Genomic DNA, 17,773 nt, shown 5'->3' with positions numbered 1-17,773 from the left:
CACGCCATGCCCAGCATGTTCTCGCTGACTACCGTCACCTGTCCGCGCAGTGCCTTGCTCCTGAATATCTCGGCGTTTGTGCTCTGGGCCTCCGCCACACTGGTATTCAAGGCGCTTGAGCATGTCCCGGTTTGGGACGTCTTTGCCTACCGGGTGCTGGGCTCACTGGTCTGGTGTGCACTCCTGCTGTGGCTGGGCGGCAGCCTGGCCGTGACCTGGCGAACACTGCGCTCGGGCGGTGAGCGCTGGCGATTGCTGCTCAGCAGTGCGCTGATCGCCAGCAACTGGTTCCTGGTGATCTGGGCTGTGGCACAGAACCGTCTGCTGGATGCCAGCCTGGGTTACTACCTTTCGCCCTTGCTCAGTGTGGCACTCGCCCACCTGCTGTTCGGGGAACGCTGGAGCCGCCGCGAGCAACTCACCAGTGCCCTGTGCCTGGGCGGCGTCATGCTTGTCGTCACAGGGGAACAGAACCTGCAGATTCCCTGGACCGGCCTGATCATCGCCAGCACGTTCGCGCTTTACAGCGCTGTCAAAAAGCGCGCCGAAACTCCGGCACTGATTGGTCTAGGCGTCGAAACCGCGCTGGCTGCCATTCCTGCCACGGCACTGTTGCTGCTAAACCACTGGGGAGCCTCGGTGAGCACCAGCCTGCGTCCTGTGGATTGGCTGTGGCTATTGCTTCTGGGTCTGATAACGACCGTGCCGATGTGGCTGTATATCGCCTCGGTGAAAGCACTCTCGCTAACCACGATCGGCTTTCTCCAGTACCTCAATCCCACGCTGATGTTCGTTCTGGCCGTCACCCTCTTCGACGAGCGATTCAGCACGCTCAAGCTGACAGGATTCGTCCTGATCTGGTGCGCGCTGCTCGGACTACTGCTAAGCAATACCCTGTACTCGCCACGTATAACCGGCTCAACGCGCCAAGCGGCTATCGCCGAGGAGGCGCCATGAGCCAGCAGGATATGACCGTACTGCAGCAGTTCTGTCAGGCCAGTGAGTGGAACCGCTTCGCCCTGCCGGAACAGTTTCGCGGCTGCGTCGACCACACGCCTGCTCTGATTAACCACACAGGCAACGGGCAAGGGCTGCAGCACTGCATCGACAACCTGCTGAAAACTCCCTTCACCGACATGGTGCTCGGCGAACTATCGGCCGGCAATCATGTACTGGCATTGCTGGAGGCTCTCAACCACTCGGCGCCGGATGTCATGCCCTGGCTGGAAAATCCACGCCTGTGCGAGATCGACACGCTCAGACGTTTAACTGACAGCCCCGCCCGCTTTGGCCTGCAGTTGCATCTGCTGGTAGATCGTGAAGACTGCCAGAGCAGCAGTCAGCAGCTGGAGCGCCTACTCAGCCTGCTCGAACAACTGCCTGACCAGCCCCCGCCCTTGTGCCTGCTGTTGCGTGATGCTCCGGGCGCCTCAACCTCGCAGCTACAAACCTGCATAGAGCTTGCCAGGCAATTTCGCTTTACCCGCATCACCCTTTGCGACGAGCAGGCACGGCTCACGCCACTGGGCACCGGCAATCTGTTCAGCCACCTGGGAAAGCAACTGAACAGTTTCGCCGACAGCAAGCTGAGTCTGGGGTTCATGGCCGGTAATCGACACGGCCTGGCCATCGTCAACAGCATGTCCGCCATAGCCAATGGCGCGCACTTCATACACGGCAGCATTGTCGCCGGGACCAACACCCTAGGGCTCAGCCAGCTGCTGCAGAACTACGCCACACCTGATCAGCAGGACATTTGCCGTTATGCCGAAGCGATCAGCCAACTGACCGGTTTGCCACCCGACGGTCCCGGACTCAGTCCCACTCGCCTGACCAGCAGCGTGCCAGCCAGTAGCGGTGTCCCCCTGCTGTCCGACCCACTGCTGAGCAACTCACTACTGAACAACCCACTGCCGGAACATCACGAACAGCCGCGTTTCATCTTCCACGTCAGTGCGGACGACTGGCATGTGCGCCTGCAGATCGAACAGGGAGCACAGCGGCTGGATCTCGGTGAACGGGTACATCACTACGTGCTGCTCTTGCTCGCCCGAGAGTTCTGCCAGCAACAAGAGCAGCGTTGGCTCAACGGTAACAGCAGCTACGACCCGCTCAGCCTCGGCTGGATTGAGCGCGAATGTCTGCACAAGATGATCGGTGACAGTGATACCCAACTGAATGTGAAGATTTTCCGCGCCATCAAGCAAATCAGCTGCGCGCTGGCCAGTGCCGACCTGCCGACCTTCAAGCCGGTCCTGACCCGGGTCGGCTGCATTCGTTTCGCCTGTCCGAACTTCACCATTTTCAAAGATTCCTCCCTCGAATACGACGTACGAGGTTGGACGCGGCTCAATGCTCATGCAGCAACGAGCGCTGTGTCTACGCGTTAAAGCACCCCACCCATTGCCCTACAAGGAGTTATGCATGCATCGGAGTTTGAAGACCACTGTACTGCTGATGGCCATTGGCTTCAGCGGTAGCGGTATCGCCCAGGCCGAACCGGCTCGCCCGGGCGTTCCGAACAATATGATCGAGCAGTTGGCCAATCTGACCTTTATCAGTGAAAGCCTGGCCAAGCAGTCCGCCTACTTTGAAGCTAACCAGATCGTCCGGCGCTTTTTCCTCTGCATCCCCGAAGCCTCCAACCAGAAGCTGCAGCCGGGCACGCTGGACAACGTCAAGGCCTGCTTTGACGAAACAGTCGATGACAGCATCTTCATCGATATCGGCGGAAAGCTCTCCAGTGGACGGGCCTCCGCGCTCAGCATTGCCACCCAAGGACTGGCCAGCATTCGCCAGAATGCATCGTTCTCCCTGAGCGCCCCTTACATCAGCAAGTACCAAGCTGGGCGACTGGCCGGAACCGGTACCATCGAGCTGAACTTCAACGTTCTGGTGCACCAGGACATCACGGCCGTATCGGGTGAGCCACAACCGTTCGACCCCACGCCTGGGCCGCAGCTGTTCATTAGCAACAACACCCTTGGTTTGAAATCGATCGCACCAGGGAAATGGCGCATTACTCTGCTTAAGGTCAACCCGCTACTCACGGAACTGAGCCCGAACATCCAGTTCAAGACCCCCTACCCCAGCTTCCCAATCAGCAAGCCCTGACCGCTCCTGCATCCACCTGAGAGTCCTGGCAACTGCCCGAACAGACAGCTGCCAGGCCGCTCTGCGCGCTCCTACAGTCCGACTCCACGTCACTGGCCAGGGAGCAGACACATGCTTACGCAACAGGTTCATGCACAGACTTATCAGTTGCTCGTCAGTCCGGAGCTACAGCAGATCCAGGCCTGTCGCGAGTTGCGCGAGCGCGTTTTCGCCCATGAACTGCAGTGGGTAAAGTGCAGCGCCGACGGACAGGAACGCGATGGATTCGATGAGGGCAGCGTGCATGTCGCAGTCATTCATCAATGGCAGGTAGCCGGCTATCTGCGTATTACACCCTATGGCCAGCCGTGGATGCTTAGCGAATGCTTCAGCTTCCTGCTCGAGTCCGGGGCTGCGGCCGATATTCCCCAGGACAGCCTTGAAGTCTCCCGTCTGGCCGTCGAGCGCAAACATCGTGGGCGCACTATCCATGGTCGCTATGGTGTGTTCGACCAACTGATCAAGGGCATCATCGAGCAGTCGATGCGCACACACTGTCGCTACTGGTTCGTGGTTGTCGCCGAGCCGATCTATCGCCTGCTGCAGAAAAAAGGTTTGCCGTGTGAACGCCTCGGCCCAATAGTGCAGATGCCGGATGGCGTCCAGACGCTGGCGGTACGCATTGATCTGCAAGTTTTCATGCAAACGGCAGCGCCCTTTTACAGTGCTGACCTGCTCCCCCAGAATCAGCCAGAGCATCGCACACGCAAAGCCATCTAAACCGCGATCACCCCGTAATGAATAGCCTTGGCAATCGCCTGGGAGCGATTCAGCACGTCAAGTTTGCGAAAGATATTGCCGAAGTGAAACTTCACCGTTCGTTCGGAAATACTGAGGATGTTGGAAATATCCCAGGTGCTTTTGCCTTCCTTGGCCCAATGCAGCACCTCCTGCTCGCGCGCTGAAATATCCGGTGCCATCAGGCTACTGCGATTCAGCGCGCCACGCCGATTGAAGATTTCGTGAACGTGCGGCGCCAGATATGCCAGGGCGTCCACATACTCATCGGCACCCTCGCTCTCCGGCAACGACATCGAAATCAAGGTCGTGCTGCGGTCGGCGCGCCCCACAACCGAGCAGGCCAAGCCGTTACTGCCGACGAATTCGTGGGAAACGCGCAGAAACTCATCACTGGCTGCACTGCACTGCTGATACCCCTGCGCCCAGGAAAAGGCCCCCGCAGTGCGCTGAGCCTGATGCAGGATCGGATCTTGCAACTGGTACGAATGGCGGAAATACAACTCGACCCACTCGGGGCTGTAGCCGTAATTCAGTAATTGCTGGGTAGCCTTGAGCTCCAGCGTGGCCGCGTTGTCCAGGCAGATGACCATGGAGCTGAACGGAATCACGCCCCTGGCCAACTCGACCACCTGTTCCACCTCGGATGGGTCACTGCTGGCCTTGATGCAGAACTGGGCGAGTTCAAGGAGTTTGAGTAGATCGCTACGCGAATGGAACATCCTGCTCATGAGTCTCGGGCTTCCCTGTCTGGCATTCACACCCTGTACGGGGGATATGTTCAACTTGCCGTAACACTGCAACGGTCAGGGCTGATGCTAGCGCTGAGGCTGTCGTTCACTCAAGTATTATTTATTGATCGCTATTAAATATGCGGACTACTCCCTTATTCCGACGCATGAGGCGTGCTTGAGCCCTTGCGACGTTATCGAAAAGTCAGGTTTCCAGCGCGCAGATCTGACTCTCCGGTATGCCATACGAACCATTGCCCACCAAAAACAAGGCCCGCGCATAGCAATGCACGGGCCTGGCTGGATGGCGACGCTGGCTGCCTATTTGGGTTCGCAGAAGTGCTGGCGCTCGCGGTGCTCGGACTGCTTGCCCGGATTGAAGGCCGCCACGGGGCGGTGGTAGCCCATCACGCGGGTCCAGACTTCGCAGCGCTGGCGTTGGGCTTCTGGCAGTTGCATGGCTTGGCTCATGGTGTTGCTCCTTGCTGTGGGTGAATGTCGGTATCAGGCGCAGGTGCTACAGGCCTGCTGGCGCTGCAGCAGCACTTCATCGCATTTCGGACAGAACTCGTGCTCGCCGGCCAGGTAGCCGTGCACCGGGCAGATCGAGAAAGTCGGGGTAATGGTCAGGTACGGCAGGCGGAAACGCCCCAGTGCCGTGCGCACCAGCTGCTTGCAGGCCTGCGCCGAGGAAATCCGCTCGGCCATGTACAGGTGCAGCACCGTGCCGCCGGTGTACTTGCACTGCAGGGCATCCTGCAGTTCCAGCGCCTCGAACGGATCGCTGGTAAAGCCCACCGGCAACTGCGAGGAGTTGGTGTAGTACGGTGCCTCGTTCGATCCGGCCTGAAGAATGTCGGGGAAGCGCTTTTTATCTTCCTTGGCGAAGCGATAGGTGGTGCCTTCGGCCGGGGTGGCTTCGAGGTTGTACAGGTGGCCGCTGTCCTCCTGGAACTGCACCAGCCGCCCACGCACATGGTCGAGCAGACGGATCGCAAGCTCGCGGCCGGCGTCGGTGTGCAGGCCTTCCTGATCGCAGGTGAAGTTGCGCAGCATCTCGTGCAGGCCGTTCACCCCGATGGTGGAGAAGTGATTGCGCAGCGTGCCGAGGTAACGCTTGGTGTACGGGTACAGCCCGGCGTCCATGTGATGCTGGATGACCTTGCGCTTGACCTCCAGGCTCTCGTAGGCCAGCTGCAGCAGCTCGTCCAGGCGCAGGATCAGCCCTTCCCAGTCCAGCCGATACAGATAGCCCAGGCGCGCGCAGTTGATCGTCACAACGCCCAGCGAGCCGGTCTGCTCGGCCGAGCCGAACAGGCCGTTGCCCCGCTTGAGCAGCTCGCGCACGTCCAGCTGCAGGCGGCAGCACATCGAGCGCACCTGGTTGGGCTGCATGTCCGAGTTGAGGAAGTTCTGGAAGTACGGCAGGCCATAGCGCGCCGTCATCTCGAACAGGCGCGTGGCGTTTTCGCTGTCCCACGGGAAATCATGAGTGATGTTGTAGGTCGGAATCGGAAAGGTGAACACCCGGCCCTTGGCATCGCCGGCCATCATCACCTCGATGTAGGCGCGGTTGATCAGCTCCATCTCGGCCTGCAGTTCGCCGTAGCAGAACGGCATCTCCTGCCCGCCGATCACCGGCACCTGCTCGCGCAGGTCTTCCGGGCAGACCCAGTCGAAGGTCAGGTTGGTGAAGGGCGTCTGGGTGCCCCAGCGCGACGGCACATTGAGGTTGTAGATGAACTCCTGCAGCGACTGGCGCACCTGCTCGAAGCTCAGGCTGTCCTTGCGCACATAGGGCGCGAGATAGGTATCGAAGGAGCTGAACGCCTGGGCCCCGGCCCACTCGTTCTGCAGGGTACCGAGGAAGTTGACCATCTGCCCCAAGGCGCTGGACAGGTGCTTGGGCGGACCCGCCTCGACCCGCCCCGGCACACCATTGAGACCCTCGTGCAACAGGGTGCGCAGTGACCAGCCGGCGCAGTAGCCGGCGAGCATGTCGAGATCATGGATATGCAAGTCGGCCTCGCGGTGGGCCCAGCCGATCTCCGGGCTGTAGACCTCGTCGAGCCAGTAGTTGGCGGTGACCTTTCCCGCCACGTTGAGAATCAGTCCGCCCAGGGAATAGCCCTGATTGGCATTGGCCTGCACGCGCCAGTCTTCACGTTTGAGGTACTCGTTCATCGAGGACGCCACATCCACCAGTGTCTTGCGCTCGCGGCGCAGGCGGCCGTGGCGCTCGCGGTAGACGATGTAGGCCCGCGCGGTGGCGTAGAAGCCGGCGTCCATCAGCACCCGCTCGACGCGGTCCTGCACCTGCTCGACATCCAGGGCGCGGATACCCTTGAGCCGCTGCAGCACCGCGACGGTCAGCGCCTCGGTTTCCTCCGCCGCGAACTCACCGGTGGCCTGCCCGGCAGCGGCAATCGCGCGGGCGATTTTCTCGGCATCGAAACACACCTCACTGCCATCGCGCTTGTACAGCAATGCTGGCAGTCCAGCCTCGGACAGGTCACGCATAGACACCCCCTAAAACACCATATGCTGTTGGTGGATTTAGTAACAGACACTAGATGATGGGTAATCTACGAGTAATCAAAGTGGCCAACTTGATTGCAGTCAAGCCCGGATAAACGCCGACCAAAAATCACCAGAAAGCGCGACTGCCGCAAAAAAATGGGGCGCCAAAGCGCCCCAAAGGGAGGGTATGAAATCGCGCGACAGCCTTTCAGCCGCCGCTGGCATTCATGAAGCGCAGCACCTGCACCTCGCCGCCCACGCTGAACTCGTGGCGTAGCGGCTTGCGGGCCAGGGCCGCCTGCAGGGCGTCGAGCAGGGGCTGGTCGGTTTCCGGGTAGCGGCGCAACAAAGCGCGCATGTCGATGGAGTTTTCGTGCCCCAGGCACAGCAACAGGCGCCCTTCGGCGGTCAGACGCACGCGGTTGCAGGTACTACAGAAATTGTGGCTATGGGGCGAAATGAAGCCGATGCGGCTGTCGGGGAAGTCTTTCAGGCGCACGTAGCGTGCCGGCCCGCCGCTCTGCTCGGCGCTGTCGACCAGACTGTAGCGCTCGGCGATACGTTCGCGCACCCAGTCGCTGGAACAGAAACTCTCGCCACGCGAGCGGCCCACCTCGCCTAGCGGCATCTCTTCGATAAAGCTGATGTCCAGGCCGCGATTGACGGCAAAGTCGACCAGATCGACCACCTCGTCGGCATTGCGGCCCTGCATCACCACCGCGTTGAGTTTGACCCGGGCAAAGCCGGCGCTGCTGGCGGCCTCGATTCCGGCCAGCACCTGGGCCAGGTCGCCGGTGCGGGTGATAGCGCGAAACTTGTCGGCATCCAGGCTATCCAGGCTGATGTTCATGCGTTTGACCCCGGCCTCGGCCAGCGGCCGCGCCAGTTTGCCCAGCTGCGAACCGTTGCTGGTCATCACCAGTTCGCGCAGGCCCGGCAGCGCGGCGATCCTTTCGCACAGGCCGACGATGCCCTGGCGTACCAGCGGCTCGCCACCCGTCAGGCGAATCTTCTTCACCCCGTTGGCGACGAACAGTGCCGCCACCCGCTCGATTTCCTCCAGACTGAGGACCTGCTGGCGCGGCAGGAAGGTCATGTCCTCGGCCATGCAGTAGACGCAGCGGAAATCGCAACGGTCGGTCACCGACAGGCGCAGGTACTCGATGCTGCGGCCAAAGCCATCCTGCAGTTGTCTGTCCATCATGCCTCGCTCCCCGCCACGTTTTGCCCGCCGGCTACGAATCAGGCGCCAGCCGCGCTGGCGCTGTCTTTCTCTATTACATGAGTCTTTATTGCATCAATGGCGATTCGGCGCCATCCAAAACAATTCCCTGAATGTCGGCCATGCTGACCAGGTTCTTCAGGTACTGCGCCACCGCCACCTGCCAGACGCGCTGATCCAGCTCGGCTCGGATGGATCCCTGCACCAGCTCGAACGGCAACAACTGGCCTTCGATGCGCTGATCGACCCACACCACGTGGAAACCATAGCGGCTTTCCAGCGGCTGGCCGGCCAGGCCCAGCGGCAGGCGGAACAGCTGACGCTCGAACTCTGGCACCGTCTGCCCCTGGCTGATCTGGCCCAGTGCACCGCCCTGCTCTTTCGAGGGGCAGGACGAATGGGCGAGCGCCAGTTCAGCAAAGCGCGTGCCATCGACCCGCAGCTGGGCCAGCAAGGCCTCGGCCTGGTCGCGCAGCTCGCTGCGCTGTTCGGCGTCATCCGCCGCACAGGCCAGCAGGATATGCCGGGCGGCCAGCAATGGCGCGCTGGCATAGCGCTGGCGGTTGCGTTCGAAATACTGCCGGCAAACCGCTTCATCGGCATGCGGCAGCGGGACTTCACGCTCCAGAAGAGTGCGCGTCAGTGCCTCTTCTTCGCTCTCGCCGGCCGCCACGTCTACCTTAAGGTCCAGCTCGGCGATGCGCTGCTGGATCAGCTCGCGCAGCACCAGCGCCTGACTGGCGAGGAAAATCGCCTCCTGGCGGGTGCTGGCCGGGTGGTACTGCAGCTCCTGGGCAATCGCCTCCTGAGCCAGCGCCACGCCATTGACCTTGATCCGCGGCCATTCCTGCTCGCTGGTGACGATCAGCTCCGGCCCTGAGGCGGGCTCGTCTTCCTGCTCCTGCTCGGTCTCGCTGGCTTCACTGACGACCGGCTCGAAGGCCTGTACACCCGCCTGCTGCACATCCAGCGGCACTTCCTTGGCTGCGCCACCGGCGCAGCCACCACCACTTCCGTTACCACCGCATCCACAACCCATTTCACACCTCCACACATTCGTTTGGCGATGGAGACGCTACACACGGCGCTCTCCATCCTCGTAGCGGGTCAGGTGGATCGGCTGGCCGAGGCGCAGCCGATCCAAACAAAGCTCAACCTTTCTGACGCACGATCTGATAGCGCCGGCCCAGGTACCACACCGGGGCACTGACGATGTGCACCAGGCGGGTGAAGGGGAACAGCACGAACAGGGTCAGGCCGAGGAACACGTGCAGCTTGTACACCAGGCTGACCGGGGCAATGCTCGCGGCGGCCTTCACCGGCTGCAGGGTGACGGTGTACTGGGCCCAGTCGGCCAGCATCACCATCACCGAGCCATCCATGTGGTGGGTCGAGGCGTAGATGGTGCCCAGACCGAGCAGCAACTGCGCCAGCAACACGACCAGAATCATGGTGTCGGAGAAGCTGGAACTGGCGCGCACGCGGTCATCGCACAGGCGACGCTTGAGCAGCATCAGCAGACCGATCAGGCACAGGCCGCCGAACAGGCCACCGGAGACCATCGCCAGCAGCTGCTTGTTCTCGGTGCTGATCACATGGTGATAGACCGAGGCCGGCGTCAGCAGACCGACGAAGTGACCCGCCAGCACGAACAGCACGCCGACGTGGAACAGGTTGCTGGCCGCGCGCATATAACGCTGCTCGGCCGGGGTGCGATTGAAAATCTGGCTGGAGCCAGCCTTCCAGCTGTACTGCGACAGGTCAAAGCGTGCCCAGCTGCCGATCAGGCAGATGGCCAGGGCGATGTAGGGATACAGGCCGAAGGCCAGCAGGTTCAGGTTAGACATTGCGCACCTCCTGGGCAGGCGCGGCGGCCTGTCCTTCTAGCTTAAAATCCACCCAGTGCAGCGGCACCGGCACTTCTTCACGCGCCTTGCCCGGCAGCGTGGTCTGGCTCGGGCAGCGGTCCTGCTGCTCGGCCTGCATGAAGTCCACGGCCTCTTCTTCCCAGATCTTGTCGAGGGCTTCGAGCGAGTCGTCGCGCACTTCGGCGGCGACCTGCTCACGTACCTCGGCCACGGCCTGCTGCGGCTGCACGCCGGCAATCTGCAGCAGGGCCTGGAAACAGGCGGCATAGGGACTGTCACGCTCGACCAGTCGGGCCGCGAGGAGCGCCAGCAGATGGGATACATCGGCCAGGCCCTCGCGGGCCTCGAGATCCTCGCGGGTAGCCAGGTACTCGAGGTACAACGGGATGTAATCGGGCAGTTCGCGCACGTCGATGGCGAACCCGGCGTCCTGGTACTGACCCATCAGGTCGACCATGGCCTGGCCACGGTCGCGCGACTCGCCATGCACGTGTTCGAACAACAGCAGCGACAGGGAGCGGCCCTTGTCGAACAGCTCGCTGTAGCGTTCCTGCACGTCCATCACGTCACCGCCGGCCAGCTCGTCGAGCAGCGCGATCAGCGCGGTGCGCTGCTCGGGGCTGATCTCGCGGGCGCGGCCGATGGCTTCGCTGAGCTCGTCGCGGGCGCCTTGCAGCGCCTCGGTCGGGTAATCCAGCAACAGGGAAATCACCTTGAGGATTTGCATGCTCATTCCTCCCACAGCTGGACGGTTTTCAGCACGTCGCGCTTGTTGGCCTTCTTGGCGCCGAACATGTTGGTGTCCGACGAGCCGCTGCAGCCGCTGCCGAAGCTGAAGCCACAGCCCGAGCGCTCGGCGAAGGCGTCGCTCATGGCCTCTTCACGGTGGGCCGAAGGCACCACGTAGCGGTCTTCGTAGTTGGCAATCGCCAGGTAGCGGTACATGTCTTCCACCTGCGCCACGGAGAGGTCCACCGACTCCAGCACCTTGAGGTCCTGCACGCCGTCGACCTGCTCGGCACGCTTGTAGGCACGCATGGCCAGCAGACGTTTGAGGGCCAGCTTGACCGGCTTCTCGTCGCCGGCGGTGAGCAGGTTGGCCAGGTAGCGCAGCGGAATGCGCAGGCTGTCCACGTCCGGCAGCACGCCGTCCATGCTCACGCTGCCGGCAGTGGCGGCGTTCTGGATCGGCGACAGCGGCGGCACGTACCAGACCATCGGCAGCGTGCGGTATTCCGGGTGCAGCGGCAGGGCCAGCTTCCAGTCCACCGCCATCTTGTACACCGGCGATTTCTGCGCGGCGTCCAGCACCGATTGCGGAACGCCGTCCTTCAGCGCCTGGGCGATCACGGCCGGGTCGAACGGATCGAGGAAGATGTCCAGCTGCTTCTGGTACAGGTCCTGCTCGTTCGGCGTGCTGGCCACTTCATGGATGCGGTCGGCGTCATACAGCAGCACGCCGAGGTAGCGGATGCGGCCCACGCAGGTTTCCGAGCACACGGTCGGCATGCCGGCTTCGATGCGCGGGTAGCAGAAGATGCACTTCTCGGATTTGCCGCTCTTCCAGTTGAAGTAGATCTTCTTGTACGGGCAGCCGCTGATGCACATGCGCCAGCCGCGGCACTTCTCCTGGTCGATGAGGACGATGCCGTCTTCTTCGCGCTTGTAGATCGCACCGCTCGGGCAGGAGGCCGCGCACGCCGGGTTGAGGCAGTGCTCGCACAGGCGCGGCAGGTACATCATGAAGGTGTTTTCATACTCGCCGTAGATATCGGCCTGCACCTTGTCGAAGTTCTTGTCCTTGCGGCGCTTAGCGAACTCGGTACCGAGAATCTCCTCCCAGTTCGGCCCCCACTCGATCTTCTCCATGCGCTTGCCGGAGATCACCGAGCGCGGCCGGGCCACCGGCTGGTGGTCACCCAGCGGCGCGGTGTGCAGGTTCTGGTAGTCAAAATCGAACGGCTCGTAGTAGTCGTCGATCGAGGGCAGATCCGGGTTGGAGAAGATATTCGCCAACACGCGGAACTTGCCGCCAATCTTCGGATTGATCGAGCCGTCCTTGTTGCGGACCCAGCCGCCCTTCCACTTGTCCTGGTTCTCCCACTCTTTCGGGTAGCCGATGCCGGGCTTGGTCTCGACGTTGTTGAACCAGGCGTATTCCATGCCTTCACGGCTGGTCCAGACGTTTTTGCAGGTGATCGAGCAGGTGTGGCAACCGATACACTTGTCCAGGTTCAGGACCATGCCCACTTGGGAACGAATTTTCATGTCTGTTCTCCTCACTCGATCTCGGTCGGCAGCGGTTGCGGCAGGGCGTCGCCACCCAGGCCTCCCACATCGGTGCCGTCGAGCCAGTCGACCTTGTTCATTTTTCTCACCACCACGAACTCGTCACGGTTACAGCCCACGGTGCCGTAGTAGTTGAAGCCGTAGGCCTGCTGGGCGTAGCCACCGATCATATGGGTGGGCTTGAGCACCACGCGGGTCACCGAGTTGTGGTGCCCGCCACGGGTCTTGGTGCTCTCGGCACCCGGCACGTTCACGATGCGTTCCTGGGCGTGGTACATCATCACCATGCCTTCCTTGACACGCTGGCTGACCACCGCACGGGCGGTCAGCGCGCCGTTGGCGTTGAAGCACTCGATCCAGTCGTTGTCCTCGATGCCGACCTTCTTGGCGTCGATTTCGCTCAGCCAGACGATCGGACCACCGCGGCTCAGGGTGAGCATGATCAGGTTGTCGGTATAGGTGCTGTGGATACCCCACTTCTGGTGCGGAGTGATCCAGTTCAGGGCGATCTCCGGATTGCCGTTGGACTTCTTGCCCTTCACGTAGTCGACGGTGCGCGTGTTGATCGGCGGCCGATAGCTCTGCAGCTGCTCGCCGAAGGCCTGCATCCACGGGTGATCCTGATAGAACTGCTGGCGACCGGTGATGGTGCGCCACGGGATGTACTCGTGAACGTTGGTGTAGCCGGCGTTGTAGCTCACATGCTCGTCTTCCAGGCCCGACCAGGTCGGACTGGAGATGATCTTGCGCGGCTGCGCCTGGATGTCACGGAAGCGGATCGCCTCGTGCTCCTTGGGCAGAGCCAGGTGGCTGTGGTCGCGGCCGGTGAATTCCGACAGCGCCGCCCAGGCCTTGACCGCCACGTGGCCGTTGGTTTCCGGGGCCAGCGAGAGGATGACTTCGGCCGCATCGATGGCCGACTCGATCTTCGGCCGACCCTGGCTGACGCCCTCCTCGCGCACGGTGTAGTTCAGTTCGCCGAGGAACTCGACCTCATGCTCGGTGTTCCAGTTGATGCCCTTGCCGCCGTTGCCGAGTTTGTCCAGCAGCGGGCCGAGGGAGGTGAACTTCTTGTAGGTGTTGGGGTAGTCGCGCTCGACCACGGTCATGTTCGGGCAGTTCTTGCCCGGCTGCGGCGCGACGCCAGCGGTTTTCCAGTCGGTACCGCCGAACGGTTGAGCCAGCTCGCCGGGGCTGTCGTGCAGCAGCGGCACGGTGACCAGGTCCTGCTCGACGCCCAGGTGCCCCTTGGCCATTTCCGAGAAGTTCTTGGCGATGCCCTTGTAGATTTCCCAGTCCGAACGCGCTTCCCAGGCCGGGTCGATGGCGGCCGACAGCGGGTGGATGAAGGGGTGCATGTCCGAGGTGTTCATGTCGTCCTTCTCGTACCAGGTCGCGGTCGGCAGAACGATGTCGGAATACACGCAGGTCGAGGACATGCGGAAGTCGAGGGTGGTGACCAGGTCGAGCTTGCCGATGGCGCCCTCGTCCTGCCACTCGGCGTCCTGCGGCTTGAAGCCACCGCGCTTGCCGAGGTCCTCGTTCATCACGCCGTTCTTGGTGCCCAGCAGGTACTTGAGCATGTACTCGTGGCCCTTGCCCGAGCTGCCCAGCAGGTTGGAGCGCCAGATGAACATGTTGCGCGGGAAGTTGACCGGGTTGTCCGGCTGTTCGCAGGAGAAACGCAGCGAACCGTCCTGCAACGACTTGGTCACGTAGTCCACCGGCGACAGGCCGGCGGCCTTGGCGTCACGGCAGATCTGCAGCGGGTTGCGGTTGAGCTGCGGTGCGCTCGGCAGCCAGCCGGCGCGCTCGGCGCGGATGTTGTAGTCGAGCATGTGCTCGGGGAACTGCGACTTGTCGGCCAGCGGCGAGAGCACCTCGTGAATGCTCATCTTCTCGTGGCGCCACTGCGAGCTGTGGTTGTAGAAGAAGCTGGTGCCGTTCATCTGACGCGGCGGACGGCTCCAGTCCAGGCCGAAGGCCAGCGGCAGCCAGCCGCACTGCGGACGCAGCTTCTCCTGACCGACATAGTGGGCCCAGCCACCACCGGTCTGACCCACGCAGCCGCACAACATCAGCATGTTGATCAGGCCACGGTAGTTCATGTCCATGTGGTACCAGTGGTTCATCGCCGCACCGACGATGATCATGGAACGGCCATGGGTCTTGTCGGCGTTGTCGGCGAATTCGCGGGCGATCTGGATCGCCTTCTCGCGGCTGACACCGGTGATCTTTTCCTGCCAGGCCGGAGTGCCCGGCACGCTGGCGTCGTCGTAGCTGCGCGCCACGTTGCTGCCGCCCAGGCCACGGTCGATACCGAGGTTGGCCGCCATCAGGTCGAATACGCTGGCGACCTTGGCGGTGCTGCCGTCGGCCAGGGTGATCGAACGCACCGGCACGCGGCGCAGCTGGATTTCCTCGCCTTCTACGTGGGTGAAGTGCTCGTGCACCTGACCACCGAAGTACGGGAAGGCTACCTCGGCGGTTTCGCCGGAGTCGATCAGGCTGAGCTTCAGGTCAATTTCACGACCGGCGCCGCCTTCACGGGCCTCGATGTTCCACTTGCCCTTCTCGCCCCAGCGATAGCCGATCGAACCCTGCGGCGACACCAGTTCGCCATTGGCATCGACGGCGATGGTTTTCCATTCCGGGTTGTTCTCCTGGCCGAGGTTGCCGGCCAGGTCCGAGGCACGCAGGAAGCGCTCGGCGCGCTGGCTGCCGTCCTTCTCGTTGAGCAGCACCAGTACCGGCAGGTCGGTGTAGCGCTTGGCGTAGTCGCGGAAGTATTCGCTCGGCTTCTCCAGGTGGAATTCCTTGAAGATGACGTGGGCGAAGGCCTGTGCCAGCGCGGCGTCGGTACCCTGCTTGGGGTTGAGCCAGAGGTCGGTGAGCTTGGCCACCTCGGAATAGTCCGGGGTGATCGACACCGTCTTGGTGCCCTTGTAGCGCACCTCGGTGAAGAAGTGGGCGTCCGGGGTACGGGTCTGCGGAACGTTGGAACCCCAGGCAATGATGTAGTTGGAGTTGTACCAGTCGGCCGACTCCGGCACGTCGGTCTGCTCGCCCCAGACTTGCGGCGAGGCCGGCGGCAGGTCGCAGTACCAGTCGTAGAAGCTCAGACAGACGCCGCCGATCAGCGACAGGTAACGGCTGCCCGCGGCATAGCTGACCATGGACATGGCCGGGATCGGCGAGAAGCCGACCACGCGGTCCGGGCCGTACTGCTTGACGGTGTAGACGTTGGCCGCGGCGATGATCTCGTTGACCTCGTTCCAGCTCGAACGGATGAAGCCGCCCATGCCGCGCTTGCTCTTGTAGCTCTGCGCCTTGACCGGGTCGTCGACGATGCTGGCCCAGGCTTCCACCGGGCTCTTGTTGATGCGCGCCTCACGCCAGAGTTTCAGCAGCGGCTTGCGCACCTTGGGGTATTTCAGGCGGTTGGCGCTGTAGATGTACCAGCTGTAGCTGGCGCCACGCGGGCAGCCGCGCGGCTCGTGGTTGGGCAGGTCGTTGCGGGTACGCGGGTAGTCGGTCTGCTGGGTTTCCCAGGTGATCAGGCCGTTCTTCACGTAGATCTTCCAGGAGCACGATCCAGTGCAGTTCACCCCGTGGGTGGAGCGTACGATCTTGTCGTACTGCCAGCGCGAGCGGTAGACGTTCTCCCAGTCACGAGATTCCTTGCGGGTCTCGCCATGACCGTCGGCGAACTCCCCCTGCTTGCGGTTGAAGAAACGCAGCTGGTCGAGTATGTGGCTCATTTTCTTTTCCTCTCAGGCTGAGCGCCGGCGGTTAACCCGGCGCTCGTCATCATTCGATTAGGCGTGCGCCGGTCTTAGCAGGGAGTCTCTGCGCCCTTGCGCGAGTACCACCACCAGGTCACCAGGATGCAGCTGACGTAGTAGCCGACAAACACATACAGCGCGGTTTGCGGGCCGCCGGTCAGCGCCATCGAGGTGCCGAAGGATTTGGGGATGAAGAAGGCACCGTAGGCAGCAATGGCGGAGCTGAAACCCAGCACCGCGGCCGCTTCCTTGCCGGCGTCTTTGACGGCCTGCTCCTGTGCCGCCGCGCCTTTGCCGGCGCTCCAGCGCTCGTGCAGGGTGCGGAAGATCACCGGGATCATGCGGAAGGTGGAGCCGTTGCCCACACCGGTGGTGACGAACAGCAGCATGAACATGGCCAGGAAGCCGTAGAAGTTGCCTTCGCTACCGTTCTGCGGGAGGAACTGCAGCACACCGAACACCGCCGCGATCATCACCACGAAGTTCCACAGGGTGACGCGCGCGCCGCCGAGCTTGTCGGCCAGCCAGCCGCCGACCGGACGGATCAGCGCACCGACCAGCGGGCCGAGGAAGGCGAACTTGAGCGGATCGACACCCGGAAACTGGGTCTTGATCAGCATCGGGAAGCCGGCGGCAAAGCCGATGAAGGAGCCGAAGGTGGCCAGGTACAGCCAGCACATCAGCCAGTTGTGCTTGCGGCTGAAGATCACCGCCTGCTCGCGGAACGAGGCCTTGGCCGAGCTCAGGTCATTCATGCCGAACCAGGCGGCCAGGGTCACCACGATGATGAACGGCACCCAGATGAAACCGGCGTTCTGCAGCCACAGCTGGCCACCGTCGGCCAGGTTCTGCGCACTGCCACCTACCGCACCGAACAGACCGGCACCGATCACCAGGGGTACACCGAACTGCATCACCGATACGCCGAGGTTACCCAGACCGGCGTTCAGACCCAGTGCGGTGCCCTGCTGGGCCTTGGGAAAGAAGAAGCTGATGTTGGACATGCTGGAGGCGAAGTTGCCGCCACCGAAGCCGCACAGCAGCGCGATGATCACGAACACGCTGTAGGGCGTGGTCGGGTCCTGCACGGCAAAGCCAATCCAGATCGCCGGCGCCAGCAGGGAGGCGGTGCTCAGCGCGGTCCAGCGCCGGCCACCGAAGATCGGCACCATGAACGAGTAGAAGATGCGGAAGGTGGCACCGGACAGCCCCGGCAGCGCCGCCAGCCAGAACAGCTGGTCGGTGGTGAAGGCAAAGCCGATGGCCGGCAGGCGCACGGTCACCGCGCTCCACACCATCCATACGGCAAACGCCAGGAGCAGCGCCGGGATCGAGATCCACAGGTTGCGGGTGGCAATCGCCTTGCCGGTGGAACCCCAGAAATGCGGGTCCTCCGGACGCCAGTCGTGGATCACTGGCCCACTGTTGGGCAGCGGGGCTGCCTGGGCATTCTTGGTTGCAGACATG

General features: G+C 62.5%; 12 protein-coding genes and 1 pseudogene. 4 read left to right on the top strand and 9 right to left on the bottom strand.

Annotation, left to right across the window (positions count from 1 at the left end; all coding sequences use genetic code 11):
* The first annotated feature begins 6 nt into the window (after positions 1–6).
* The 4 genes from rarD to HNP49_RS15595 all read left to right on the top strand — a co-directional run bounded on the left by rarD (position 7) and on the right by HNP49_RS15595 (position 3,873).
* Positions 7–957 (top strand): EamA family transporter RarD, encoded by a 951-nt coding sequence (gene rarD, locus HNP49_RS15610; protein WP_184684793.1) that lies wholly within the window; start codon positions 7–9, stop codon positions 955–957.
* Positions 954–2,390, top strand: coding sequence for a hypothetical protein (locus tag HNP49_RS15605; protein WP_184684791.1), 1,437 nt, complete (start codon positions 954–956; stop codon positions 2,388–2,390). The genes rarD and HNP49_RS15605 overlap by 4 nt, the downstream gene beginning before the upstream one ends.
* A gap of 34 nt (positions 2,391–2,424) precedes the next feature.
* Positions 2,425–3,114, top strand: a complete 690-nt coding sequence (locus tag HNP49_RS15600; RefSeq protein WP_184684789.1) for a hypothetical protein — start codon at positions 2,425–2,427, stop codon at positions 3,112–3,114.
* 111 nt (positions 3,115–3,225) lie between these two features.
* Complete coding sequence (locus HNP49_RS15595; protein ID WP_184684787.1) at positions 3,226–3,873, top strand: acyl-homoserine-lactone synthase; 648 nt, start codon at positions 3,226–3,228, stop codon at positions 3,871–3,873.
* Here HNP49_RS15595 and HNP49_RS15590 read toward each other — a convergent pair.
* From HNP49_RS15590 to HNP49_RS15545, 9 genes and pseudogenes are all read right to left on the bottom strand, one after another.
* Complete coding sequence (locus HNP49_RS15590; protein ID WP_184684785.1) at positions 3,870–4,622, bottom strand: LuxR family transcriptional regulator; 753 nt, start codon at positions 4,620–4,622, stop codon at positions 3,870–3,872. The two genes, HNP49_RS15595 and HNP49_RS15590, sit on opposite strands and share 4 nt — an antisense overlap.
* Before the next feature lie 330 nt (positions 4,623–4,952).
* A pseudogene (locus HNP49_RS15580) lies at positions 4,953–7,142 on the bottom strand (ribonucleoside triphosphate reductase); the annotation flags it as partial.
* A 208-nt stretch (positions 7,143–7,350) separates the two neighbouring features.
* Complete coding sequence (moaA, locus tag HNP49_RS15575) at positions 7,351–8,343, bottom strand: GTP 3',8-cyclase MoaA (RefSeq protein ID WP_184685177.1); 993 nt, start codon at positions 8,341–8,343, stop codon at positions 7,351–7,353.
* Positions 8,344–8,431: 88 nt separating this feature from the next.
* Positions 8,432–9,403: a peptidylprolyl isomerase gene (locus HNP49_RS15570; RefSeq protein WP_184684779.1), complete on the bottom strand. Its 972-nt coding sequence runs from the start codon at positions 9,401–9,403 to the stop codon at positions 8,432–8,434.
* Positions 9,404–9,515: 112 nt separating this feature from the next.
* Positions 9,516–10,211 (bottom strand): respiratory nitrate reductase subunit gamma, encoded by a 696-nt coding sequence (narI, locus tag HNP49_RS15565; RefSeq protein ID WP_184684777.1) that lies wholly within the window; start codon positions 10,209–10,211, stop codon positions 9,516–9,518.
* On the bottom strand, positions 10,204–10,959 hold the full coding sequence (gene narJ, locus HNP49_RS15560) for a nitrate reductase molybdenum cofactor assembly chaperone (RefSeq protein WP_184684776.1): 756 nt from the start codon (positions 10,957–10,959) through the stop codon (positions 10,204–10,206). The genes narI and narJ overlap by 8 nt, the downstream gene beginning before the upstream one ends.
* A gap of 2 nt (positions 10,960–10,961) precedes the next feature.
* Positions 10,962–12,500, bottom strand: coding sequence for a nitrate reductase subunit beta (gene narH, locus HNP49_RS15555; protein WP_184684774.1), 1,539 nt, complete (start codon positions 12,498–12,500; stop codon positions 10,962–10,964).
* Positions 12,501–12,511: 11 nt separating this feature from the next.
* Positions 12,512–16,282: a nitrate reductase subunit alpha gene (locus HNP49_RS15550; RefSeq protein ID WP_184684772.1), complete on the bottom strand. Its 3,771-nt coding sequence runs from the start codon at positions 16,280–16,282 to the stop codon at positions 12,512–12,514.
* A gap of 74 nt (positions 16,283–16,356) precedes the next feature.
* Positions 16,357–17,772 (bottom strand): NarK family nitrate/nitrite MFS transporter, encoded by a 1,416-nt coding sequence (locus tag HNP49_RS15545; RefSeq protein WP_184684770.1) that lies wholly within the window; start codon positions 17,770–17,772, stop codon positions 16,357–16,359.
* Position 17,773: the final 1 nt, after the last annotated feature.

This window comes from Pseudomonas fluvialis, assembly GCF_014207935.1.
Classification (GTDB): domain Bacteria; phylum Pseudomonadota; class Gammaproteobacteria; order Pseudomonadales; family Pseudomonadaceae; genus Aquipseudomonas; species Aquipseudomonas fluvialis_A.
Note: the sequence above shows the minus strand (reverse complement) of the source record. Positions and strands in the feature narration are given on the sequence as shown.